Below are 23,329 nucleotides of genomic sequence, written 5' to 3' on the forward strand. Positions count from 1 at the left end.
CAAAAACATCAGCCTTGAGACTAGCTCTCGATCAAACCCTCGCGGGCCTCATAAGCAAGGCGCACCGGCGCGAACGAACGCCGGTGAATCGGCGTCGGCCCCAGTCGGGCCAAGGCTTCCAGATGAACGGGCGTCGGGTAGCCTTTGTGGCCGCCGATGCCATAACCCGGGTAAATCAATTCGAATGCCGCCATTTCGCGATCACGGCTGACTTTCGCCAGAATCGATGCCGCTGCGATGGCCGGGACCTTGCTATCGCCTTTAACCACCGCTTCAGCCGGCATGGCCAGCTTCGGGCAGCGGTTGCCGTCGATCATCGCCAGCTTCGGCGTGATGTGCAGACCCTCGACGGCACGCTGCATGGCCAGCATGGTGGCGTGCAGAATATTCAGCTCATCGATTTCTTCGACTTCGGCACGTGCGATGCACCAGCTCAGGGCTTTCTCGCAGATTTCGTCGTAGAGCTTTTCACGGCGTGCTTCGGTGAGCTTCTTCGAGTCATTGAGCCCGAGAATCGGCCGGTTCGGATCGAGGATCACCGCCGCCGTCACCACAGCGCCGCAAAGCGGGCCACGACCCACCTCATCGACACCGGCGACCAGATATTCGACGTCTGCGACGAGGGTAAAATCCAGACCCATTTGCATCTTTACGTTACTCACTGAGATTTGCCGATCAGATTGAGGACGGCATCTGCGGCCTGGTTCGAGGCGTCGCGACGCAAGGTCCGGTGAATCTGGTCAAAACCGGTGGTTTGCTCTTCACCGCCATCGATCAATGGCGACAGCGTCAGCGCCAAGGCCTCGGGGGTCGCATCGTCTTGCAGCAATTCGGGCACCAGCAGACGCTGGGCCAGCAAATTCGGCAAGGAGATGTAAGGGCTTTTCACCATGCGCTTGAGAATCCAGAACGTCAGCGGCGCCAAGCGGTAAGCCACGACCATCGGCCGCTTGTACAACAGCGCTTCCAGGGTTGCCGTTCCCGAAGCAATCAGCACCGCGTCGCAAGCGGCCAGCGCCTGATGGGAGCGGCCATCAAGCAAGGTCACCGGCAAATCGCGGCCCGCCAACAGCTCTTCGAGCTGCACACGGCGCTCGGGGCTGGCGCACGGCATGACGAACCGCACACCGGGGCGCATGGCCCGCAAACGCTCGGCGGTGTCGAGGAACAAGGCCCCCAGGCGTCCAACCTCCCCACCCCGACTGCCTGGCATCAGCGCAACCAGCGGGTCGCCTTCTGGCAATCCCAGTTCGGCGCGCGCAGCCGAGCGGTCAGCCTCAAGGGGGATTGCATCGGCCAGGGAGTGACCGACAAACCGCACCGGCACGCCTTTCTCTTCGTAGAATTTGGCTTCAAACGGGAACAGCGTGAGCATCAGATCGCAGCCTTCGCGAATCTTCAGCACACGCTTTTGACGCCACGCCCAAACCGATGGGCTGACGTAATGCACGGTCTTGATCCCGGCCTGACGCAGTTTGAGTTCGATGTTAAGGGTGAAATCCGGAGCGTCGATGCCGATGAAAACATCCGGCTTTTCGGCTATGAGGGTCGCGATCAGTTTTTTGCGACGAGCCAACAGCTCACGCAAGCGGCCGAACACCTCGACCAGGCCCATGACCGCCAGACGCTCCATCGGGAAGTAAGAGGTCAGGCCTTCAGCCTGCATCAGCGGACCGCCGACACCGATGAACTCAACCGCAGGATGCTGTGCCTTGAGCGCACGCATCAGACCTGCGCCCAGAATATCGCCGGAGGCCTCGCCCGCCACCAGCGCAATACGCAGATTGGCCATGATTAACGAGTGATGCCGCGAGTCGAAGACTGGATGGAGTCACGGAACACCGCGACTTCCGGGAACTGCTCCGACGGCTCGGCCAACTCGGCAAGTGCTTGTTCGACGGTCAGCCCCTGGCGATAAACCACTTTGTAGGCACGGCGTAATGCATGGATCGCATCTTCGCTGAAACCACGGCGACGCATGCCTTCGAAGTTCATGCTGCGGGCTTCGGCAGGGTTGCCGAACACCGTGACATAGGCCGGAACGTCTTTGCCAATGGCCGTACCCATGCCGGAAAAGCTGTGGGCGCCAATATGGCAGTACTGATGAACCAGGGTAAAACCGGACAGGATCGCCCAGTCGTCGACGTGCACATGACCGGCCAACGCGGTGTTGTTGACCAGGATGCAGTGATTGCCGATAACGCTGTCATGACCAATGTGGGCATAGGCCATGATCAGGTTGTGATCACCCAGGGTCGTTTCGGAACGATCCTGAATGGTGCCACGGTGAATCGTCACGCCTTCGCGGATGACATTATGGTCACCGATCACCAGACGGGTTTCTTCACCCTTGTACTTCAAATCGGGCGTGTCCTCACCTACCGAGGAAAACTGGTAAATGCGGTTGTGCTTACCAATACGCGTCGGCCCTTTGAGAATCACGTGCGGGCCAATCACTGTTCCCTCGCCGATTTCCACACCAGCGCCGACGATCGACCATGGGCCGACCTCGACGTCGTCGGCCAGGATGGCCGTCGGATCGATGATTGCGCGAGGGTCAATCAAACTCATAGTTTGCGTTCCGCACAGATGATTTCAGCAGAGCAGACTGGCTTGCCATCGACCGAAGCCTGGCATTCGAACTTCCAGATCTGACGCTTGCAGCTGATGAACTTGGCTTCAAGAATCAACTGATCACCCGGCAGGACCGGCTGGCGGAAACGCAGCTTGTCGGAGCCGACGAAGTAGTAAAGCGTGCCATCGGCAGGCTTGACGTCGAGCATTTTGAAACCAAGGATCCCGGCAGCCTGAGCCATCGCTTCAATGATCAATACGCCTGGCATGATTGGATGCGCCGGGAAGTGACCATTGAAGAACGGCTCGTTGATGCTGACATTCTTGTAGGCGCGAATGCGCTTGCCCTCAACATCCAGCTCCACTACCCGGTCCACCAACAGGAACGGGTAACGGTGAGGCAGGTATTCGCGAATCTCGTTGATGTCCATCATTTCGGGGGGAAGCCTATGTAAAGATTGGGAGCGCGCGACTGACGCACACTCCTCTAGCAAATCAAGGAGGCCGTCTAACGGCTGTGCACACTTGATATGGAAATGGTATCAGCCATCTGATGAAGCATTGCCGTCAGGGGTCACGTCCCCAACACGCTTTTCCAGCTGTCGCAGACGTCGCGCGATATCATCGAGTTGACGGATACGTGCGGCGCTTTTGCGCCACTCGGCAGCCGGTTGCATAGCTGTCCCGGAGGAATAGGAACCCGGCTCGGTAATCGAGTGAGTCACCATGGTCATCCCGGTCAGGAATACGTTGTCGCAAATATCAATGTGTCCGACCAGCCCCACACCACCCGCCAGCATGCAGTGCTTGCCGATTTTGGTGCTGCCGGAAATCCCCACGCACGCCGCCATGGCGGTGTGATCACCGACTTGCACGTTGTGGGCGATCTGAATCTGGTTATCGAGCTTCACGCCATTGCCGATGATGGTGTCAGCCAGCGCGCCGCGGTCGATGGCGGTATTCACGCCAATCTCCACATCGTCACCGATCAATACCCCACCCACCTGGGCGATCTTCTGCCAGATGCCTTTTTCGTTGGCAAAACCAAAGCCTTCACCACCGAGCACGGCACCGGACTGAATCACCACGCGCTTGCCGATGCGTACGTCGTGGTACAGCGTCACACGCGGGGCCAACCAGCCACCCTCACCGATCTCGCTGCGCGCACCGACGAAGCAGTGGGCACCGACCGTCACGCCGGCGGCAATTCGCGCAGCACTTTCGATCACGGCAAACGCGCCAATGCTCGCAGCCGGATCAACCACTGCGTCCGCTGCCACCACCGCTGTCGGATGGATACCGGCAGCAGCCTTGGGCTTGGGGTCGAACAGATGGGAAACCCGGGCATACGCCGCATACGGATCAGGCACAACCAGCGCATCACCGGCAAAACCTTCTGCGTCAGCGGCCTTCAGCAACACGGCTGCGGCCTGGCTGTCAGCCAGATATTTACGGTATTGGGGGTTTGCCAGAAAGCTCAACTGAGCTGGGCCAGCCTCCTGCAAGGTGGCTAGCCCAGTGATTTCTTTCTCCGCGGAGCCACGGAGAGTGGCCCCGAGGAACTCGGCCAATTGACCGAGCTTTATAGTCGCTGTCATGGATTACTTCAGCTGATTCATGCGCTCGATAACCTGGCGAGTGATGTCGTACTGAGGCTTGACATCAATCACTGCGCCACGCTCGAAGACCAGGTCAAAAGCACCTTTCTTGATGACTTCTTCCACAGCGCTGTCCAGTTTCGGCTTGAGCTGCTTCAGCATTTCACGGTCAGCAACGGCTTTGGCTTCGTTCAGCTCTTTGGACTGGAACTGGAAGTCACGGGCCTTTTGCTTGAATTCAAGCTCAAGACGCTCACGCTCGCCCTGGGCCATCTTGTCGCCACCGCTTACCAGACGATCCTGAATGCCTTTGGCACTGCTTTCCAGGGTTTTGAGCTTGGTCAACTGCGGCCCGAATTTCTTCTCGGCATCCACGGCGTACTTCTTCGCCGCGTCAGATTCCAGCAGAGCCATTTGATAGTTCAGTACCGCGATTTTCATTTCGGCAAATGCCGGGGTTGCTACCAGGACAGTTGCCAGGAGAACCAATTGAGTCAACTTACGCACGATGCACTCCTACAAAATCCATTGTCGTTATCTTGGATCAGGCTATTAGAAAGTCTGACCGAGGGAGAATTGGAACACCTGAGTCTCCGCATTGCTGTCCGGTTTCTTGACCGGCATTGCCAAGGCAAAGCTCAACGGACCAAGGGCGGTAACCCATGTCACACCAACGCCCACCGAACTGGCCATATTGGCCAGACTGATGTCATTGCACAGTGTTTTGGACTTCGAACCATCGGCGTTAGTACTCTGCGTGCAGCTCGAGTCGAACACGTTACCCACGTCCCAGAATACCGATGTACGCAAGGAACGCTGATCCTTCACGAACGGCAGAGGGAACAGAACCTCTACACCGCCTTGGATCAGGACGTTACCACCAAACGGCAGCGGATCCTGGTCCGGGTCGACGGCGGTTCCCGGGTTAATGCCACGGCTTGGCGTACTGCGAGGACCCAGGGTGCTGTCCTTGAAGCCGCGAACCGAGTTGAAACCACCCGCGTAGTAGTTCTCGTAGAACGGCAGGCCATTCGTCGAACCGTAACCATCACCATAGCCCAGCTCTGTATGCAGACGCATGGTGTAGTTTTCGGTCAATGGCTGGAACAGCTGGCCACGGTAATCTAGCTTGAAGAAAGACAGGTCGCTACCTGGTGTCGTCGCTTCCATCGTCAAGCTCTGGGAATGACCACGAGTCGCCAGCACGCCTTTGTTCAGGGTCGATTCAGACCAGCCGGCCGAAGCCTTGAAGTTCAGGAACTGGTTGCCTTCACGGTTAACGAAGTCAAAAATCTCGTCAACGGTGTACTGACCGGTCTTGATCTTGTCTTGCTGCGCCGTCAGACCAAAGGTCAAACGCGAAGTTTCACTGATCGGATAACCGACGTTGACGCCCGCGCCCAAGCTGTCTACCGCATAGCTCGATACGTTGACGTCGAGGTTTTTGTAGTCAGTGGTGCGATAGAAGGCGTTGTAACCCAGGCTCACGCCATCGGCTGTCCAGTACGGGTCGACATAACCGAAGTTATAACGGCTCTGGTATTGGCTACGGGTCAAGCCGATGCTGACCTTGTTACCGGTACCCAGGAAGTTGTTCTGGGTAATCGAACCACCCAGGATCAACCCGGCGCTCTGAGCAAAACCAACGCTGGCGGTAATCGAACCGGAGGGTTGCTCTTCAACGGCGTAGTTCACATCAACCTGGTCATCGACGCCCGGTACAGCCGGAGTCTCGACGTTGACCTCCTTGAAGAAGCCCAGACGTTCCAGACGGGTCTTGGACTGGTCGATCAGGTAGGTCGAAGCCCAGCCACCTTCCATCTGGCGCATTTCACGACGGAGCACTTCGTCTTCCGACTTGGTGTTGCCGCGGAAGTTGATACGGTTTACGTAGGCACGCTTGCCCGGATCGACCACAAAGGTGATATCAACGGTGTGATCGTCGTCATGCGGAGTCGGTACGCCGTTGACGTTGGCGAAGGTGTAGCCCTCGTTCCCCAGGCGACGGGTGATCAACTCAGAAGTCGTGGTCATCAGCTTACGCGAGAACACCTGACCTTTTTGCACCAGCAGCAGCGCCTTGACCTGGTCTTCAGGGACCTTCAGGTCTCCGCTGAGCTTCACGTCACGAACGTTGTACTTCTGACCTTCGTTGATGTTGACGGTGATATAGACGTGCTTTTTGTCCGGAGTGATCGAAACCTGGGTCGAAGCGATATCCATGTTGATATAGCCACGGTCCAGGTAGTAGGAACGCAGACGTTCCAGGTCACCGGAAAGTTTTTCACGAGCATACTTGTCATCGTTCTTGAAGAACGACAACCAGTTGCTGGTCTTGAGTTCGAACAGGTCGATCAGGTCTTCGTCAGGGAAAACCGTGTTACCCACCACGTTGATGTGCTGGATAGCCGCGACAGTGCCTTCGTTGATATTGACCTTCAAGCCAACGCGGTTGCGCGGCTGAGGAACAACTTCAGTGTCAACGGTGGCCGAGTAGCGGCCTTGAGCGACGTACTGGCGCTGCAGCTCGTTACGCACGCCTTCAAGCGTCGCACGCTGGAAGATCTCGCCTTCGGCCAGACCGGATTGTTTAAGGCCTTTCATCAGGTCTTCAGTGGAGATCGCCTTGTTGCCTTCGATCTCGATACTGGCGACCGACGGGCGCTCGACTACAGTAATGACCAGGACATTGCCATCGCGGCCCAGCTGGATATCTTGAAAGAAACCGGTTTTGAACAGCGCACGAGTGGATTCCACCAGGCGACGATCATCCGCCTGTTCACCGACGTTCAACGGCAAGGCACCAAAGACGCTACCCGCGGATACCCGCTGGAGGCCATTGATACGAATATCGGAGATAGTGAAGGACTCGGCGTGAACTTCGGCGATCATCAATACGGTGAGAACCGCAGTTAGCAGCAGACGTTTCATGAAGTCCTTTCTTATTCCAACTGGCAATAAACAAACTGCCGCAAAATGCGGCAGATTCGCAATTCAGCGAAGCGTTACAGTCGACCCAGATCGTTGACCAGAGCAAGCAACATCACCCCGATCACCAAACTGATACCGATCTGTATCCCCCAACTCTGCACCCGATCCGACAAGGGACGACCACGCGCCCACTCGATCAGATAAAACAACAGATGCCCCCCATCCAGTACAGGAATGGGCAGCAAATTCAGAACACCCAAGCTAATACTCAGATAAGCCAGGAAATTCAGGAAATCAGCGACACCCGACTGGGCAGAAGCGCCCGCCACTTTAGCAATGGTTATCGGTCCACTCAAGTTTTTTACCGAGAGCTCGCCGAACAACATTTTCTTTAGTGAATCAAGGGTCAGCACACTCATGGTCCAGGTGCGTCGAGCACCTTCGCCAATCGCGGCCACGGGACCGTAGCTGACCTCGCGAATCATCTCTGGTGGCCAATCGATAGCCTTCACCCCTGTCCCCAGATAACCACTGGCTACTTTCGCCTTGTCGCGAGTTGCCAAGGTAACCGGGACGTCGATTTGAGCACCGTCACGTTCGATATGCAGCACAATTTTGGTATCAGGACGCACACGCACCCAATCGACCACTTGCTGCCAATCGGTCAGCGCCTGGCCATCGAGCGCCAGCAGACGGTCACCGGTCTTCAGGCCTGCTGCCTGCGCCGGCCCCTTAGGGTCCAGCTCAGCCAACACGGGCGGCAATGCCGGACGCCAAGGACGGATACCCAACGAACGAATCGGGTCCGGCTCATCGGCCCCCTTGAGCCAGTGATCCAGGACCAGCTCGCGCGGCGAATCGGCGGTAGAGCCCTGTTCGCGCACCAGCAATTGCAACGAACCACTTTCACCAAGACGTCGGACCAGTTGCAGATTCACCGCTGCCCAACCCGAAGTCGGCTCACCATCGATGGCGACGATTTCCTGCCCTGGACTCAAACCGGCCTTGGCAGCCATGCTGCCGACTTCAACGGCTCCGATGACAGGACGCACCTGCTCGGTGCCAAGCATCGCCAGCACCCAGAAAAACGCCAATGCCAACAAAAAGTTGGCGATAGGCCCGGCAGCTACGATGGCAATGCGCTGACGAACGGATTTGCGATTGAAGGCCTGATCAAGCTGGTCAGCCGACACTTCGCCTTCACGCTCATCAAGCATCTTCACGTAACCACCCAAAGGGATGGCAGCGATCACGAACTCGGTGCCGCGCCGGTCATGCCAGCGCAACAATGGCAGGCCGAAGCCCACGGAGAAACGCAGAACCTTGACGCCACAGCGACGCGCGACCCAGAAATGGCCAAATTCATGGAAGGTGACCAGCACGCCCAAAGCTACCAGGGTGCCGACAATCATATAGAGCGCGCTCATCTACTTTCTCCGCAATCCTATTCAGTGCTGCCGTGGGCAAACCCGCCGCAACACCTATCGCCCGTGACGACTCAACCAACGCTCGGCCAGGACACGCGCTTTCGCGTCCGCAGTGAAAACCGCATCGAGATCATCGACCGAAACCACAGGTTCGAGGTTTAACACCTCTTCGATGATACTCGCGATCTCCAGGTAACGGACACGTCCATCGAGAAAGGCTGCAACTGCCACCTCATTCGCGGCGTTCAGCATGGCCGGAGCACTGTTCCCGGCCTCGGCTGCCTGGCGCGCCAGACGCAAGCACGGGAAACGCTCTTCGTCGGGCGCCTGGAAGTCCAGACGCGCGATTGCAAACAGATCCAGCGGCGCAACCCCGGAGTCGATGCGCTCAGGCCATGCCAGCGCGTTGGCGATCGGCGTCCGCATATCCGGATTACCCAACTGCGCCAATACCGAACCATCAACGTAGTCGACCAGCGAATGAATCACGCTTTGCGGATGAATCACCACCTCAACCTGTGACGGCTTGGCATCAAACAGCCAACAGGCCTCGATCAGCTCCAGGCCTTTGTTCATCATGCTGGCCGAATCGACCGAAATCTTGCGCCCCATCGACCAATTGGGATGGGCACATGCCTGCTCTGGCGTAACATGCGCCAACTCAGCCATGGATGTCTGCCGGAACGGACCGCCAGAAGCTGTCAGTAAAATCCGTCGAACACCTACAGCGCCGAGCCCACGAGAAAAATCTGTGGGCATGCACTGAAAGATCGCATTGTGCTCGCTGTCGATCGGCAGCAGCACCGACCCGCTCTTGTGCACGGCCTGCATGAACAGAGCGCCGGACATCACCAGCGCTTCCTTGTTGGCCAGCAGAATCTTCTTGCCCGCCTCCACCGCCGCCAGCGTCGGACGCAATCCCGCCGCACCGACAATCGCCGCCATCACCGCATCGACTTCAGCGTCGGAAGCGACCTGACACAGCCCCTCCTCCCCCACCAGCACGCGCGTAGAAAGGCCCGCAGCCCGCAAATCATCTTGCAGACGCCGGGCAGCCACGGGCTCCGGCACAACAGCAAAGCGCGGCACATGGCGGACGCACAAGGCCAACAGCTCACTCAGGCGAGAGAAGCCGCTCAAGGCAAAGACTTGATAGCGCTCGGGATGACGCGCGATGACATCAAGGGTGCTCAGGCCAATAGAACCGGTCGCCCCCAGGACAGTGATCTGTTGTGGGCGGCTCACGATGCAGCCATCCACAGCAATACTGCAAACACCGGAATCGCCGCAGTCAGACTGTCGATACGATCCAGAATGCCGCCATGACCCGGCAGCAGATTACTGCTGTCCTTGATACCCGACTGGCGCTTGAACATACTTTCGGTCAAATCGCCGACCACCGAGATAAACACGATAATCGCCGCACCGATCAAACCTTTCAGCATCTCGCCAACTGTCCAGTCACGCACCAGACCAACGATGGCGGTAATCACCAGGCTCAGCAACAAGCCGCCGTACACGCCTTCCCAGCTCTTGCCAGGACTGACCTGCGGAGCAAGCTTGCGCTTGCCGAATGCCCGACCGGAAAAGTAAGCGCCAATATCTGCGCCCCAGACCAATACCATCACCGCCATGATCAACCAGTTACCCAGCGGCTCTTGCTTGATCAGGATCAAACCTTGCCAGGCCGGCAACAGGATCAGCAGGCCGATAACCAGCTTGCAGGCCGCACTGGCCCAATGCTCACTGGTCTTGGGATAGGTCAGCACCAGATAGGTTGCCACCGCCCACCAGAGCACGGCAGCACCCAGCACCCAGGGTGAAAGCCCCGGCAGCACATGCATGACAAACAGCATCGCCGCGACCACCGCGGCATAAGCGACACGCATCGGTTGTGCAGTGAAACCTGCCAGACGCGCCCATTCCCAGGCACCAAGAGTCACGACCAGGCCGATAAACAGCGCAAAACCGGAGCCCTCGAGCAGAAAAAATCCGCACAGGGCGATCGGCAGCAGGATCAGCGCAGTGATGATTCGTTGTTTAAGCATTAAACCCGGGCTCCAGCCTCGACCTGCTCACTCGTTTTACCGAAGCGACGCTGGCGAGAAGCGAAATCGGCCAATGCGTTACGCATGGCTTCGTGTTTGAAGTCCGGCCAGAACAGGTCGGAGAAATACAGCTCGGAGTACGCCAATTGCCACAGCAGGAAGTTGCTGATGCGATGCTCGCCCCCGGTACGAATGCACAAATCCGGCAACGGCAGATCACCGGTAGCCAGACAGGTTTGCAGCAATTGAGGAGTGATGTCGTCCGGACGTAAATGCCCGGCCTGAACCTCTCGCGCCAGACGCTGGGCTGCCTGGGCGATATCCCATTGGCCGCCGTAGTTGGCCGCGATCTGCAGGACAAAACGATTGGCGCCGACGGTCATTGCCTCCGCCTCACGCATGGCGGCCTGAAGCTCGGGATGAAAGCGCGAACGATCGCCGATAATACGCAACGTGATGTTGTTGTCGTTGAGGCGCTTGGCCTCGCGACGCAACGCCTTGAAAAACAAATCCATCAAGGCGCTGACTTCATCGGCCGGACGCTGCCAGTTTTCACTGGAGAAGGCGAACAGGGTCAGTACTTCAACCCCGGCCTCAGCGCACACCTCAATAACCGCGCGCACAGCATCGACGCCAGCCTTGTGCCCGGCAACACCGGGCAAGAAACGTTTTTTTGCCCAGCGATTATTACCGTCCATGATGATCGCGACGTGGCGCGGCACCGAGGACAGCACTGGCTGCTTGGTCTTTTCCATGAAGGCGTCCTGACCCCTTATACGGCCATCAGGTCCTTTTCTTTGTCTTCAGTGAGCTTATTGATCTGAGCCTCGAAGTCTTTGATCAACTTGTCGATATCGGCACTCGCGCGACGCTCTTCGTCTTCGCTGATTTCCTTATCCTTGACCAGCTTCTTCAGGTCGCCCAGAGCATCACGGCGAATATTACGCACCGCGACACGAGCATCTTCGGCTGCGCTGCGCGCTTGCTTGGTAAAGCCCTTGCGGGTCTCCTCGGTCAAGGCCGGCATAGAGATCAGCAGCAACTCACCCAGGTTCGTCGGGTTGAGGTTCAGGCCAGCACTCTGGATCGCCTTGTCGACCGCTGCGAGCATGTTGCGCTCGAAAGCCACGACTTGCAGGGTCCGGGAGTCCTTCACGGTGACGTTGGCCACACTGCTCAAAGGTGTATCCGAACCGTAATAAGGCACCATCACACTGCCCAGGATACTTGGGTGCGCCTTGCCTGTACGAATCTGACCAAAAGCGTGGGCCAGGGACTCCAGGGATTTGGTCATGCGCTCTTGAGCGTCTTTCTTGATTTCGTTGATCATTGTTCGCCTTCCTCGATCAGGGTTCCTTCAGCGCCGCCATGTACGATGTTCAGCAGGGCGCCGGGCTTGTTCATATTAAATACGCGCAGCGGCATCTTGTGGTCGCGGCACAGGCAAATAGCCGTCAGATCCATCACACCCAGCTTGCGATCCAGTACTTCATCGTAGGTCAGATGATCGAACTTCTCGGCATGCGGGTCTTTGAATGGGTCAGCGGTGTACACACCATCAACCTTGGTCGCCTTCAACACAACGTCAGCATCGATCTCGATCGCACGCAAGCAGGCTGCCGAGTCCGTGGTGAAGAACGGGTTGCCGGTACCGGCAGCGAAAATGACCACTTCCTTGGAGTTCAGGTGACGCATGGCTTTGCGGCGATCGTAGTGATCAGTCACGCCTACCATCGAAATAGCCGACATCACGATGGCCGAGATATTCGCACGCTCCAGCGCATCACGCATGGCCAGGGCGTTCATCACAGTGGCCAGCATGCCCATGTGGTCGCCAGTCACCCGATCCATACCGGCCGCACTCAGTGCCGCGCCGCGGAACAGATTACCACCACCAATCACCAGACCGACCTGAACACCGATACCGACCAGTTGGCCGACTTCCAGCGCCATGCGATCCAGAACCTTGGGGTCGATCCCGAACTCTTCGGAGCCCATCAGGGCCTCGCCGCTAAGCTTGAGTAGAATGCGTTTATAGCGAGCCTGATAACCACTGCCCTGCTGAGCCATTGCGAATCTCTCCTGCGGCGTATTTTAAAAAATTCTTTGCGGGCTGTTTGCAGCCTGCGTTCACTCTAACGTGACGCTGTCACAGCGCCATCAGAACACGGCTTTGTAAGCCAGTTCCGACGGAAAACCAAATAAATTGGCTTCCCCATCTGAAAAGAGGCTGCGCGCGTAAGCGGGCAGCCTCTTCAGGGCGACAGTTAAAAAACCGTCTTACTGCTTAGCAGCAGCCAGTTGAGCAGCAACTTCTTCAGCGAAGTTGTCGACTGGCTTCTCGATGCCTTCGCCTACTTTGAAGTAAGTGAAAGAAACGATTTCAGCACCGGCTTTCTTAGCCAGTTCGCCAACCTTGATTTCAGGGTTCTTAACGAACGCCTGCTCAACCAGACTTGCTTCAGCCAAGAACTTGCTGATACGGCCTTTGACCATGTTCTCAACAATGTTTTCTGGCTTGCCTTTGATTTTTTCTTCGTTCAGCTGCAGGAACACAGCTTTTTCGCGCTCGATAGCTTCGGCAGAAACTTCCGATGGCAGCAGGAACTCAGGATTGCTGGCCGCTACGTGCATAGCGATGTCTTTGGCCAGCTCAACGTCGCCGCCCTTCAGAACAACAGCTACACCGATCTTGTTGCCGTGCAGGTAACCACCAACAACATCACCTTCAACGCGAGTCAGGCGACGGATGTTGACGTTTTCGCCAACCTTGCCGACCAATACCAGGCGAGCAGCTTCTTGAGCTTCGATCAGAGGCTCAACGGTAGTCATCTTGTCGGCGAACGCTTTTTCAACGCTAGCAGCAACAAATACCTTGAAGTCGTCCTGCAGAGCCAGGAAGTCAGTCTGCGAGTTCACTTCCAGCAGGACTGCGGATTTACCGTCTTCTTTCAGAGCGATCGCGCCTTCAGCAGCAACGTTGCCTGCTTTTTTGGCGGCCTTGATGGCGCCCGAAGCACGCATGTCATCAATGGCTTTTTCGATGTCGCCGCCAGCCTTGGTCAAGGCTTTCTTGCAGTCCATCATGCCTTCGCCAGTACGCTCGCGCAGTTCTTTGACCAACGCTGCAGTAATCTCTGCCATTTCAAAATTCCTCTTGGATAGGTTATCAACCATTCCACCCGATCGAACGGGCGTTCAATTCTTCCCGAACCACCCTTGTTAGCTGCTGCACATTACAGATGCAGTAGCGGCATCCTGAAAACAGGCGCCAACAAATGGTTTTCGAGGTGGCAAAAAGGGGGCCAAGCCCCCTTTTTGCTTACTGAGTCAACGCCAATGCGTCAATTACTCAGCTGCTGCTACCGGAGCTTCTTCAACGAACTGCTCGGTGCCGCCAGCAACGTGGTTGCGACCGCGGATTACAGCGTCAGCCATCGAACCCATGTACAGCTGGATAGCGCGGATTGCGTCATCGTTGCCTGGGATGATGTAGTCAACGCCTTCCGGGCTACTGTTGGTATCGACTACGCCGATAACCGGGATGCCCAGCTTGTTGGCTTCGGTGATCGCGATGCGCTCGTGATCAACGTCGATAACGAACAGTGCGTCAGGCAGACCGCCCATGTCCTTGATACCACCCAGGGAACGATCGAGCTTTTCCAGGTCGCGAGTGCGCATCAGCGCCTCTTTCTTGGTCAGCTTGGCGAAAGTACCGTCTTCGGCTTGCACTTCAAGGTCACGCAGACGCTTGATGGAAGCACGGATGGTTTTGAAGTTGGTCAGCATGCCGCCCAACCAGCGGTGATCGACGTACGGCGAACCGCAACGTGCTGCTTCTTCAGCAACGATCTTGCCAGCGGAACGCTTGGTGCCGACGAACAGAATCTTGTTTTTGCCCTGGGCCAGACGCTCTACGAAAGTCAGAGCTTCGTTGAACATTGGCAGGGTTTTTTCAAGGTTGATGATGTGGATCTTGTTACGCGCGCCGAAAATGTACTTACCCATTTTCGGGTTCCAGTAACGGGTCTGGTGACCGAAGTGCACACCGGCCTTCAGCATATCGCGCATGTTGACTTGGGACATGATAGTTCCTTAATAAGTCGGGTTTGGCCTCCACGTATCCCAATGACCAACCAGCAGCATCAGCTGAAGGCACCCAGGTCATCGTGTCGACACGTGTGTGGATTTAAGCTTTTCGGGGTATACCCGGAAAGCGGCGCATTTTATATCACAAGGAGGACGAAAACGAAACCCGGATTCTTAAAACCCGATAAGTGCTTTTGCTTCGGCCCTTGGAATCCCCCCAGAATGCGCCATTCTATAGAGAGAAGCGATGCACAGAGGCGCAGATTTGCCGTGATCGTCTGTTAGAATCGTGTTTTTCAGGGCTGCGAGCAGCATCACGCAGAGCCCATTCCGTATAGAAAGCGCCACTGAGCGTAGAGAGAACCTGTATGACCGTCACCCTCAAAACCCCAGAGGACATCGCAAAAATGCGGATCGCCGGCAAGCTTGCCGCCGATGTGCTGGAAATGATTGCCGAATACGTCAAGCCCGGTGTCACGACCGAAGAGCTAGACCGCATCTGCCACGACTACATCGTCAACGAGCAGAAGGCCATCCCTGCCCCGCTCAACTATAAAGGCTTTCCGAAGTCGATCTGCACCTCGATCAACCACGTGGTCTGCCACGGCATCCCGAACGAGAAGCCGCTTAAAGACGGCGACACGCTGAACATCGACGTCACCGTGATCAAAGATGGCTATCACGGCGACACCAGCCGCATGTTCCACGTCGGCACCGTGCCAGTCTGGGCCGAGCGCCTGTCGCAAGTTACCCAGGAATGCATGTACAAGGCCATCGAACTGGTCAAGCCCGGCTGCCGCCTCGGCGATATCGGCGAAGTCATCCAGAAGCACGCTGAAAAGAATGGCTTCTCGGTGGTTCGCGAGTTCTGCGGCCACGGCATCGGCAAGGTGTTCCACGAAGAACCGCAAATCCTGCATTACGGCCGCGCCGGTACCGGCATGGAACTGAAAGCCGGCATGACCTTCACCATCGAGCCGATGATCAATCAGGGCCGTGCCGACACCAAGGTACTCGGCGATGGCTGGACCGCGATCACCAAGGATCGCAAGCTGTCGGCCCAGTGGGAACACACCCTGCTGGTGACCGAAACCGGCTACGAGATCTTCACCTTGCGCAGCGATGACACCATCCCTCGCGTTTCGGCCTGATCCGACAAGTTCCGCACCCAGCCTATAGAAGGAAAGCCAATCGATGCCGCAGGTGGATCCCGAACTCTTCGACCGCGGCCAGTTCCAGGCCGAACTGGCCCTGAAGGCAAGCCCGATCGCGGCCTTCAAGAAGGCCATCCGCCAGGCACAAGAGGTGCTCGACGCGCGATTTCGCAGCGGACGGGATATTCGCCGGCTGATAGAAGATCGCGCCTGGTTCGTCGACAACATCCTGCAACAGGCCTGGGAGCAGTTCAATTGGAGTGAAGACGCCGACATCGCGCTGGTCGCGGTCGGCGGCTACGGTCGCGGCGAACTGCACCCCTACTCCGACATCGATTTGCTGATCCTGCTGGACAACGCCGATCACGAAGTTTTCCGCGACTCCATCGAGCGTTTTCTGACGCTGCTATGGGACATCGGCCTGGAAGTTGGCCAGAGCGTACGCTCGGTGGACGAATGTGCCGAACAAGCCCGCGCCGACCTGACCATCATCACCAACCTGATGGAGAGCCGCACCATTGCCGGCCCCGAGCACTTGCGCCAGCGCATGCTCGATGTCACCAGCACTGAGCACATGTGGCCGGCCAAGGATTTTTTCCTGGCCAAACGTGCTGAACAGAAGGCTCGTCACCACAAATACAACGACACCGAATACAACCTGGAACCCAACGTCAAAGGCTCGCCTGGCGGCCTACGGGATATTCAGACGATTCTGTGGGTGGCACGCCGCCAATACGGCACACTCAACCTGCGCGCACTGGCGGGCGAAGGCTTCCTGGTCGAAAGCGAAAACGCCCTGTTGGCCTCGTCCCAGGAGTTTTTGTGGAAGGTTCGCTACGCCCTGCACATGCTCGCTGGCCGCGCCGAAGACCGCTTGCTGTTCGATCACCAGCGCTCGATCGCCGGGCTGCTGGGCTTTGAAGGCGATGACGCCAAGCACGCCATCGAAAACTTCATGCAGCAGTACTACCGGGTGGTGATGAGCATTGCCCAGCTCAGCGACCTGATCATCCAGCATTTCGAGGAAGTCATCCTCGCGCCGGAAGATGAAGCGCCGCCGCAACCGATCAACTCGCGCTTCCAGCTGCATGACGGCTACATCGAGGCGATCAACACCAACGTGTTCAGACGCACACCGTTTGCCATGCTGGAAATTTTCGTGCTGATGGCTCAACAGCCGGAAATCAAAGGTGTGCGGGCTGACACCATTCGTCTGCTGCGAGAACACCGATACCTGATCGATGACGATTTTCGCAATGACATTCGCAATACCAGCCTGTTCATCGAACTGTTCAAGTGCAAGATCGGCATCCACCGCAACCTGCGACGGATGAACCGTTACGGCATTCTCGGGCGCTACCTGCCGGAGTTCGGTTTTATCGTCGGGCAGATGCAGCACGACCTGTTCCATATTTATACGGTCGACGCCCACACCCTGAACCTGATCAAACACCTGCGTAAGCTGCAGTACACCCAGGTGTCCGAGAAATTCCCGCTGGCCAGCAAGCTCATGGGCAAGCTGCCCAAGCCAGAGCTGATCTACCTTGCCGGGTTGTACCATGACATTGGCAAGGGCCGGCATGGCGATCACTCGGATATCGGTGCGGTCGACGCCGAAGCGTTTTGCCAACGCCATCAACTGCCCCTGTGGGACAGCCGACTGATTGTCTGGCTGGTGCAAAACCACCTGGTGATGTCGACCACCGCCCAGCGCAAAGACCTGTCCGACCCGCAAGTGATCCACGACTTCGCGCAGATCGTCGGCGACGAAACCCGCCTCGATTACCTGTACGTGCTGACCGTTTCGGACATCAACGCCACCAACCCGACGCTGTGGAACTCCTGGCGCGCCAGTTTGCTGCGCCAGCTCTACACCGAAACCAAGCGGGCCTTGCGCCGTGGCCTGGAAAACCCGGTCGATCGCGAAGAACAGATCCGCCAGACCCAACGCGCCGCCCTGGATATTCTGGTACGCGGCGGCACTGACCCGGATGATGTCGAACAGCTCTGGTCGCAACTGGGCGACGACTACTTCCTGCGTCACACCGCTGGCGACGTGGCTTGGCACACTGAGGCCATCCTCCAGCAGCCAGCCGATGGCGGGCCGCTGGTACTGATCAAGGAAACCACCCAGCGCGAGTTCGAGGGCGGCACGCAGATCTTCATCTATGCGCCGGACCAGCACGACTTCTTCGCCGTGACCGTGGCGGCGATGGACCAGCTCAACCTGAACATTCACGACGCCCGGGTGATCACCTCGACCAGCCAGTTCACCCTCGACACCTATATCGTGCTCGACACCGATGGCGACTCGATTGGCGACAACCCGGCGCGGGTCAAGCAGATCCGCGACGGCCTGACCGAGGCCCTGCGCAACCCGGACAACTACCCGACCATCATCCAGCGTCGGGTGCCGCGTCAGCTCAAGCACTTTGCGTTCGCACCGCAAGTGACGATCCACAACGACGCCCAGCGTCAGGTGACGGTGCTGGAACTCAGCGCCCCCGACCGTCCGGGTCTGTTGGCACGGATCGGAACAATCTTTCTCGAATTCGACCTGTCGCTGCAGAATGCCAAGATTGCCACCCTCGGCGAGCGGGTCGAAGACGTGTTCTTCATCACCGACGCGAGCAATCACCCGTTGTCCGACCCGCAACTGTGCAGCCGTTTGCAGGATGCGATCGTCGAACAACTGAGCGTCAGCCCTGAACCCTCTATCGAACTGTCGCGCATCAGCATCTGAATGCGCGCCATGATTTAACTGCTTTTGAGTGAGACCCCGCACCGATGAACAACGCTCTGAACCAGCTCCAGCCTTACCCGTTCGAGAAACTGCGCGCCCTGCTCGGTGCGGTGACGCCAAATCCCGACAAGCGCCCGATTGCGCTGTCCATCGGCGAACCGAAGCACCGTTCGCCAAGCTTTGTCGCTGAAGCGCTGGCGAGCAATCTGGATCAGATGGCGGTGTACCCGACCACGCTTGGCATCCCGGCCCTGCGTGAAGCCATTGCCGGCTGGTGCGAGCGGCGCTTTGGCGTACCGAGTGGCTGGATCGATCCGGCGCGCAACGTGCTACCGGTCAACGGCACTCGCGAAGCGCTGTTCGCCTTCACCCAGACCGTGGTCAATCGCGGCGACGACGCACTGATCGTCAGCCCGAACCCGTTCTACCAGATCTATGAAGGCGCAGCGTTCCTCGCTGGCGCCAAGCCACATTACTTGCCGTGCCTGGATAAAAACGGCTTCAACCCGGACTTCGACGCCGTATCGGACGATATCTGGAAGCGCTGCCAGATCCTGTTCCTGTGCTCGCCGGGCAACCCGACGGGCGCGCTGATCCCGGTCGAAACCCTGAAGAAACTGATCGCCCTGGCCGACGAACACGACTTCGTGATCGCTGCCGACGAGTGCTACAGCGAGCTCTACTTCAACGAACAGACCCCGCCGCCAGGCCTGCTCAGCGCCTGCGTGGAACTGGGTCGCAAGGACTTCAAACGCTGCGTGGTGTTCCACAGCCTGTCCAAGCGCTCCAACCTGCCGGGCCTGCGCTCGGGTTTCGTCGCCGGCGATGCCGAGATTCTCAAGGGCTTCCTGCTGTATCGCACCTACCACGGCTGCGCCATGCCGGTTCAGACCCAACTCGCCAGCGTTGCCGCGTGGAATGACGAAGTGCATGTACGGGCCAACCGTGCGCTGTACCGCGAGAAATACGATGCAGTACTGGAAATCCTCAGCCCGGTGATGGACGTACAGCGTCCGGACGGCGGTTTCTACCTGTGGCCGAACGTTGAAGGCGATGATGCCGCGTTCTGCCGCGATCTGTTTGTCGAAGAGCACGTGACGGTGGTGCCGGGCTCTTACCTGTCACGTGAGGTTGACGGTTTCAATCCGGGGGCAGGCCGGGTGCGCCTGGCATTGGTCGCGCCGCTGGCAGAGTGCGTTGAAGCAGCAGAGCGCATTCGCAGCTTTATAGTTAACCGCCATTAACAAACACCAGGCCTGCACCGTGCAATACGCTGTAGGCCTATTTAAATACACTGCAACTCTAACAACTTAAAACACGCCTTCCTCACGCACACCCCTTAGACCAATCTGCACGTCAAGCGAGCAGAAATATATTCCGAAAACTTGCATAACCAACAACGGTTTAAATTATTCACTTATAAGAACACGAATGTTTTTTATGCCACCTATAAAACCTTGTCTTGCCAGGGCCCCAACGACACACAAGCCTCTTACGAAGCAGCTATCACCGAGAATCCGGCCAATGCAATGCACGCCTCATCCAGCCGAAAAAAAAGATCCATCGGTGAGCACACCACATACTGGAAACCAGGCCGAAAACACTCAACTCAGCACAGCCGACAAGGCCTTCGCTCGACTGATTTACCCGAAATGACCCGCGATCATTGAGTGCCCTCATTTCACCACGCCAAGATTGGCCACACTTAAATCCAGTAAGTCGCAAGCAGTTCGAACACATCCAGCCCCTGCTATTTCAGTCAGTGGAGTGAGCCCGAACAGGATGGTGAAGGCTCTTAGGCGAATGCCAGCACCTCATGCAAAGGCCGACGCACTTTTTGCGGCCAGTTGCCGGCGGCCGGGTAGCCGGCGGTAACCAGCATGACCGGCAGTTCATTGGCCCCCAGGTCGAACTCCCGCGCCACACCCTCGGCATCGAAGCCGCTCATGGCCCCGCTGGCCAGGCCCATGCCTTGCGCCGCCAACATCAGCGTCATGGCGGTGAGGGAGGCCGAACGCAGCGCCTCGTCGCGTTGCAACTGCGGATTGCCCGCGTGCGATTCGCTGGCCATGGCCGCCCAGCCCTGGAGGGTGGCGGGCGGCAGAATGCCGGCGTCGACCGAGGGCTGCAGCATCTGCGGCAGCGTCTCGTGGGCCGCCAGGGTGCCGCAGATGATAAAGGTCACGGGGGCATCCAGCACTTGGCGCTGCTGGTAGGCCACGGCATGCAGGCGGGCCTTGGCTGCGTCCGAGCGCACCGCGATAAATTTCCAGTTCTGCAGGTTGTAGGCCGAGGGCGCGCGGGTGGCAAGCTGCACCAACTCGCGGATGACCGACTCGGGCAGATCGCGACCGGCCTGATAACGGGTGGTGGAAACTCGCGACTCGATAAGGTTCTTGATGGCAGTGTTCATAGCATTCTCCGTTGCACAGGGTTTTCTAGAGTGGATAAATCAGTGTGCTTTTGGTTGGCCGGCGAGCCTGAGGTCGATGCCCATTGCACCGCCAGGATGCTGCCCAACACTGTGATCAGCCCCAGCAGCGCCAGACCGGTGATGCTCTGTCCCAGCAGCGCCCAACCCAGTAGTACGGCCACCAGCGGGCTGAGCAAGCCCAGGGATGACACCGCCACCGGCCTCAACCGGGCAATCCCGCGAAACCACAGCACATAGGCCAGCAGCGCGCCGAACAGCGACAGGTAGGCGTAACCCAACCACTGGCTGAGGCTCAGGCTCGGCAGCGGCGGATCGACCAGCCAGGCCAGCGGCAGCAGCAACAGGCCGCCCACCAGCAGCTGCCAGCCGGTAAAGGCCAGCAACGGTATCGCCAGCTGCCAGCGCCGTGTCAGGTAGGTGCCGGCCGCCATGCAGGTGGTGCCGATAAAGGCCGCGGTTATGCCGATCGGGTCCCAGGAGGCGCCCGGCGCCAGCAGCAGCGCGGCCATCCCGACGATCCCCAGCACGCTGGCGCCGACCGCCAGATAAGCCGGGCGTTGGCGGTCCAGTGTCCATACCAGGCCCATCACCAGCAGCGGCTGGATGGCCCCGACCACGGCAGCCAGGCCGCCGGGCAAGCGGTAGGCGGCGACAAACAGCAGAGCCTGGAAGAAGCCGATATTCAGCGCCGCCAGTATCAGCAGGCGCAACCATTCGGCGCGTTTGGGCAGATGCCGGCTGTACAGGACCAGCAACAGACCGGCCGGCAAGGCGCGCAGCAAGGCGGCGGTAAAGGGCCGATCCGCTGGCAAGAGTTCGGTGGTGACTATATAGGTCGAGCCCCAGATGGCCGGGGCCAGCGCCGTGCTCAGGACGTCCAGCCAGGAACTGCGGGTGCTTAACTTGTGCATGTATTTACCTCGCATTCAAGATAAAATGGAAGTTAGTAGTATTTTGTCTTGAGTTCAAGATAAATTTTGAGGAGTAGAGCATGACAACCGAACGACAGGCCGATGCGGTCGACATGATTCTTCGACAGTGGCGCCGCGAGCGTCCGGATCTGGACGTCAGCCCCATGGGCACCATTGGCCGGGTCAAGCGCTGCTCGGTGCTGCTGCAGCGTGAACTGGCTAAGGTCTTCAGCGCTTTCGGCCTGAACGCCTGGGAGTTCGATGTGCTGGCCACCCTGCGTCGCGCCGGCGCGCCCCACTGCCTGGCGCCGACCGCGCTGTTCTCGTCCTTGATGATCACCTCCGGCACCATGACCCGGCAGCTGCAGCAGTTGGAAGCCGCCGGCTGGGTCAGTCGCACGCCCAACCCCAGTGACGCGCGCAGCCTGCTGGTGCAATTGACCCCGGCCGGGCTGGAGCTGATCGACCGCGCGGTGACCGCTCATGTCGCCAACGAGGCGCGGATTCTGGCGCCTATGGCGGCGGCACAGCTGGCGCAGTTGGATGAGCGGCTATCGGAGCTGTTGGCGGCCTTGGAACCGGCGGCCGAGTGATTTCTGAAAACCTGTTTATGACCTGCTGCGCGTCGGCGATACCGCGTTAAAAACAGCCTCAGAATGCTCATTTACAGCCCGTAAACTGCGCTTCTTCGGCTGTTTTTGCCTTTTATCCTCTAGCTCGCGAGATCGTAAACAGGTTCTAAGGCCCTGTGTCCGCAGCACCTTCGGTCGCAAACGCCGCTTCAGCCGTGAAACGCCAACCAGTATCAGCAGGACAGGACGGCTAAGCCGGTTTGCACAAAACGCGGGACCCAGGCAATCGACAGCATTGAAGTGCCATATCAGTCGCTTAGACTGACGACTGACCGTTGCACCCATGTCGCACGGAACCGATGATCCTCCCGGCAAAAGGACAAACCCAACCACGGCCGACGCGAACCCGCGCGGTCATGGCATAATCCTTCACCTTTTATTTCCAGCACCTCCAAAGGGGGGCAATTCCTTGACCGCTTCAAGCAAAACGTTGCACCTTTTCGGCATCAAAGCCTGCGACACCATGAAAAAGGCGCGCACCTGGCTCGATGAAAACGCTGTGCATTTTGACTTTCATGATTACAAAACGGCCGGAATCGACCGTGAACACCTGACCCAGTGGTGCGACGAGCACGGCTGGCAAGTGGTGCTCAACCGTGCAGGCACGACCTTTCGCAAACTCGACGACGAACGTAAAGCCGATCTCGACCAGGCGAAAGCTATCGAACTGATGCTCGCACAACCTTCGATGATCAAGCGCCCGGTGCTCGATCTCGGTGACCGAACCCTGATTGGCTTCAAGCCAGACATTTACGCGGCAGCGCTCAAGTAAGCCAGCCCGTTCAATT

Annotated in this window: 22 protein-coding genes; 5 read left to right on the forward strand and 17 right to left on the reverse strand. The window is 58.1% G+C overall.

Going from position 1 to position 23,329, the window contains the following annotated elements; translation table 11 throughout:
* Positions 1 to 20 precede the first annotated feature (20 nt).
* The 15 genes from rnhB to rpsB form a co-directional block, all read right to left on the reverse strand.
* The gene (rnhB, locus tag KRR23_RS01355) at positions 21 to 647 is read right to left on the reverse strand and encodes a ribonuclease HII (protein ID WP_216741337.1); all 627 of its coding nucleotides are present in this window, start codon (positions 645 to 647) and stop codon (positions 21 to 23) included.
* Positions 648 to 658: 11 nt separating this feature from the next.
* A complete protein-coding gene (gene lpxB / locus KRR23_RS01360) occupies positions 659 to 1,792 on the reverse strand; it encodes a lipid-A-disaccharide synthase (protein ID WP_216741035.1) in 1,134 nt (377 codons plus the stop codon).
* Between the two features lie 2 nt (positions 1,793 to 1,794).
* On the reverse strand, positions 1,795 to 2,571 hold the full coding sequence (lpxA, locus tag KRR23_RS01365) for an acyl-ACP--UDP-N-acetylglucosamine O-acyltransferase (protein ID WP_216741036.1): 777 nt from the start codon (positions 2,569 to 2,571) through the stop codon (positions 1,795 to 1,797).
* The gene (fabZ, locus tag KRR23_RS01370; protein ID WP_007978374.1) at positions 2,568 to 3,008 is read right to left on the reverse strand and encodes a 3-hydroxyacyl-ACP dehydratase FabZ; all 441 of its coding nucleotides are present in this window, start codon (positions 3,006 to 3,008) and stop codon (positions 2,568 to 2,570) included. Before fabZ ends, lpxA begins: the two co-directional genes overlap by 4 nt.
* Positions 3,009 to 3,116: 108 nt before the next feature.
* Positions 3,117 to 4,172 carry a UDP-3-O-(3-hydroxymyristoyl)glucosamine N-acyltransferase gene (gene lpxD, locus KRR23_RS01375; RefSeq protein ID WP_216741037.1) on the reverse strand — a complete coding sequence of 352 codons (1,056 nt, stop codon included), beginning with the start codon at positions 4,170 to 4,172 and terminating at the stop codon, positions 3,117 to 3,119.
* Positions 4,173 to 4,175: 3 nt separating this feature from the next.
* Positions 4,176 to 4,679, reverse strand: coding sequence for an OmpH family outer membrane protein (locus tag KRR23_RS01380; protein WP_019692093.1), 504 nt, complete (start codon positions 4,677 to 4,679; stop codon positions 4,176 to 4,178).
* A 45-nt stretch (positions 4,680 to 4,724) separates the two neighbouring features.
* Positions 4,725 to 7,103, reverse strand: a complete 2,379-nt coding sequence (bamA, locus tag KRR23_RS01385) for an outer membrane protein assembly factor BamA (protein WP_216741038.1) — start codon at positions 7,101 to 7,103, stop codon at positions 4,725 to 4,727.
* Between the two features lie 74 nt (positions 7,104 to 7,177).
* A complete protein-coding gene (gene rseP, locus KRR23_RS01390) occupies positions 7,178 to 8,530 on the reverse strand; it encodes a sigma E protease regulator RseP (protein WP_216741039.1) in 1,353 nt (450 codons plus the stop codon).
* Between the two features lie 54 nt (positions 8,531 to 8,584).
* On the reverse strand, positions 8,585 to 9,775 hold the full coding sequence (gene ispC, locus KRR23_RS01395) for a 1-deoxy-D-xylulose-5-phosphate reductoisomerase (protein ID WP_216741040.1): 1,191 nt from the start codon (positions 9,773 to 9,775) through the stop codon (positions 8,585 to 8,587).
* Positions 9,772 to 10,578: a phosphatidate cytidylyltransferase gene (locus KRR23_RS01400; RefSeq protein WP_103315516.1), complete on the reverse strand. Its 807-nt coding sequence runs from the start codon at positions 10,576 to 10,578 to the stop codon at positions 9,772 to 9,774. The genes ispC and KRR23_RS01400 overlap by 4 nt, the downstream gene beginning before the upstream one ends.
* Complete coding sequence (gene uppS / locus KRR23_RS01405; RefSeq protein WP_054595911.1) at positions 10,578 to 11,333, reverse strand: polyprenyl diphosphate synthase; 756 nt, start codon at positions 11,331 to 11,333, stop codon at positions 10,578 to 10,580. Before uppS ends, KRR23_RS01400 begins: the two co-directional genes overlap by 1 nt.
* 17 nt (positions 11,334 to 11,350) lie before the next feature.
* Positions 11,351 to 11,908 (reverse strand): ribosome recycling factor, encoded by a 558-nt coding sequence (gene frr / locus KRR23_RS01410; RefSeq protein WP_019692087.1) that lies wholly within the window; start codon positions 11,906 to 11,908, stop codon positions 11,351 to 11,353.
* Positions 11,905 to 12,648 (reverse strand): UMP kinase, encoded by a 744-nt coding sequence (pyrH, locus tag KRR23_RS01415; protein WP_011059526.1) that lies wholly within the window; start codon positions 12,646 to 12,648, stop codon positions 11,905 to 11,907. The genes frr and pyrH overlap by 4 nt, the downstream gene beginning before the upstream one ends.
* Before the next feature lie 210 nt (positions 12,649 to 12,858).
* Positions 12,859 to 13,722 carry a translation elongation factor Ts gene (gene tsf, locus KRR23_RS01420; RefSeq protein ID WP_216741338.1) on the reverse strand — a complete coding sequence of 288 codons (864 nt, stop codon included), beginning with the start codon at positions 13,720 to 13,722 and terminating at the stop codon, positions 12,859 to 12,861.
* A 204-nt stretch (positions 13,723 to 13,926) separates the two neighbouring features.
* Positions 13,927 to 14,664 carry a 30S ribosomal protein S2 gene (gene rpsB / locus KRR23_RS01425; protein ID WP_003219330.1) on the reverse strand — a complete coding sequence of 246 codons (738 nt, stop codon included), beginning with the start codon at positions 14,662 to 14,664 and terminating at the stop codon, positions 13,927 to 13,929.
* 371 nt (positions 14,665 to 15,035) lie between these two features.
* Between rpsB and map the strand changes: the two genes are divergently transcribed.
* From map to dapC, 3 genes are read left to right on the forward strand one after another with little or no spacing between them, the layout of a single operon-like run.
* The gene (gene map / locus KRR23_RS01430; protein WP_054595909.1) at positions 15,036 to 15,818 is read left to right on the forward strand and encodes a type I methionyl aminopeptidase; all 783 of its coding nucleotides are present in this window, start codon (positions 15,036 to 15,038) and stop codon (positions 15,816 to 15,818) included.
* 43 nt (positions 15,819 to 15,861) lie between these two features.
* Positions 15,862 to 18,564, forward strand: a complete 2,703-nt coding sequence (locus KRR23_RS01435) for a [protein-PII] uridylyltransferase (protein ID WP_216741041.1) — start codon at positions 15,862 to 15,864, stop codon at positions 18,562 to 18,564.
* A 44-nt stretch (positions 18,565 to 18,608) separates the two neighbouring features.
* The gene (gene dapC / locus KRR23_RS01440) at positions 18,609 to 19,808 is read left to right on the forward strand and encodes a succinyldiaminopimelate transaminase (RefSeq protein ID WP_216741042.1); all 1,200 of its coding nucleotides are present in this window, start codon (positions 18,609 to 18,611) and stop codon (positions 19,806 to 19,808) included.
* A 551-nt stretch (positions 19,809 to 20,359) separates the two neighbouring features.
* Here dapC and KRR23_RS01445 read toward each other — a convergent pair.
* Both KRR23_RS01445 and KRR23_RS01450 read right to left on the reverse strand, forming a co-directional pair.
* Entirely contained in the window at positions 20,360 to 20,977 is a 618-nt protein-coding gene (locus KRR23_RS01445; protein WP_216741043.1) for a nitroreductase family protein, read from the reverse strand.
* Entirely contained in the window at positions 20,974 to 21,909 is a 936-nt protein-coding gene (locus KRR23_RS01450) for an EamA family transporter (protein WP_145017520.1), read from the reverse strand. Before KRR23_RS01450 ends, KRR23_RS01445 begins: the two co-directional genes overlap by 4 nt.
* Before the next feature lie 80 nt (positions 21,910 to 21,989).
* On the opposite strand from KRR23_RS01450, the gene KRR23_RS01455 reads away from it, so the two are divergent.
* Positions 21,990 to 22,502, forward strand: a complete 513-nt coding sequence (locus KRR23_RS01455) for a MarR family winged helix-turn-helix transcriptional regulator (protein WP_216741044.1) — start codon at positions 21,990 to 21,992, stop codon at positions 22,500 to 22,502.
* Positions 22,503 to 22,950: 448 nt separating this feature from the next.
* Complete coding sequence (locus KRR23_RS01460) at positions 22,951 to 23,313, forward strand: ArsC family reductase (protein WP_216741045.1); 363 nt, start codon at positions 22,951 to 22,953, stop codon at positions 23,311 to 23,313.
* The last annotated feature ends 16 nt before the right edge of the window (positions 23,314 to 23,329 follow it).

This window comes from Pseudomonas sp. CVAP#3, assembly GCF_018986375.1.
Classification (GTDB): Bacteria; Pseudomonadota; Gammaproteobacteria; order Pseudomonadales; family Pseudomonadaceae; genus Aquipseudomonas; species Aquipseudomonas helvetica.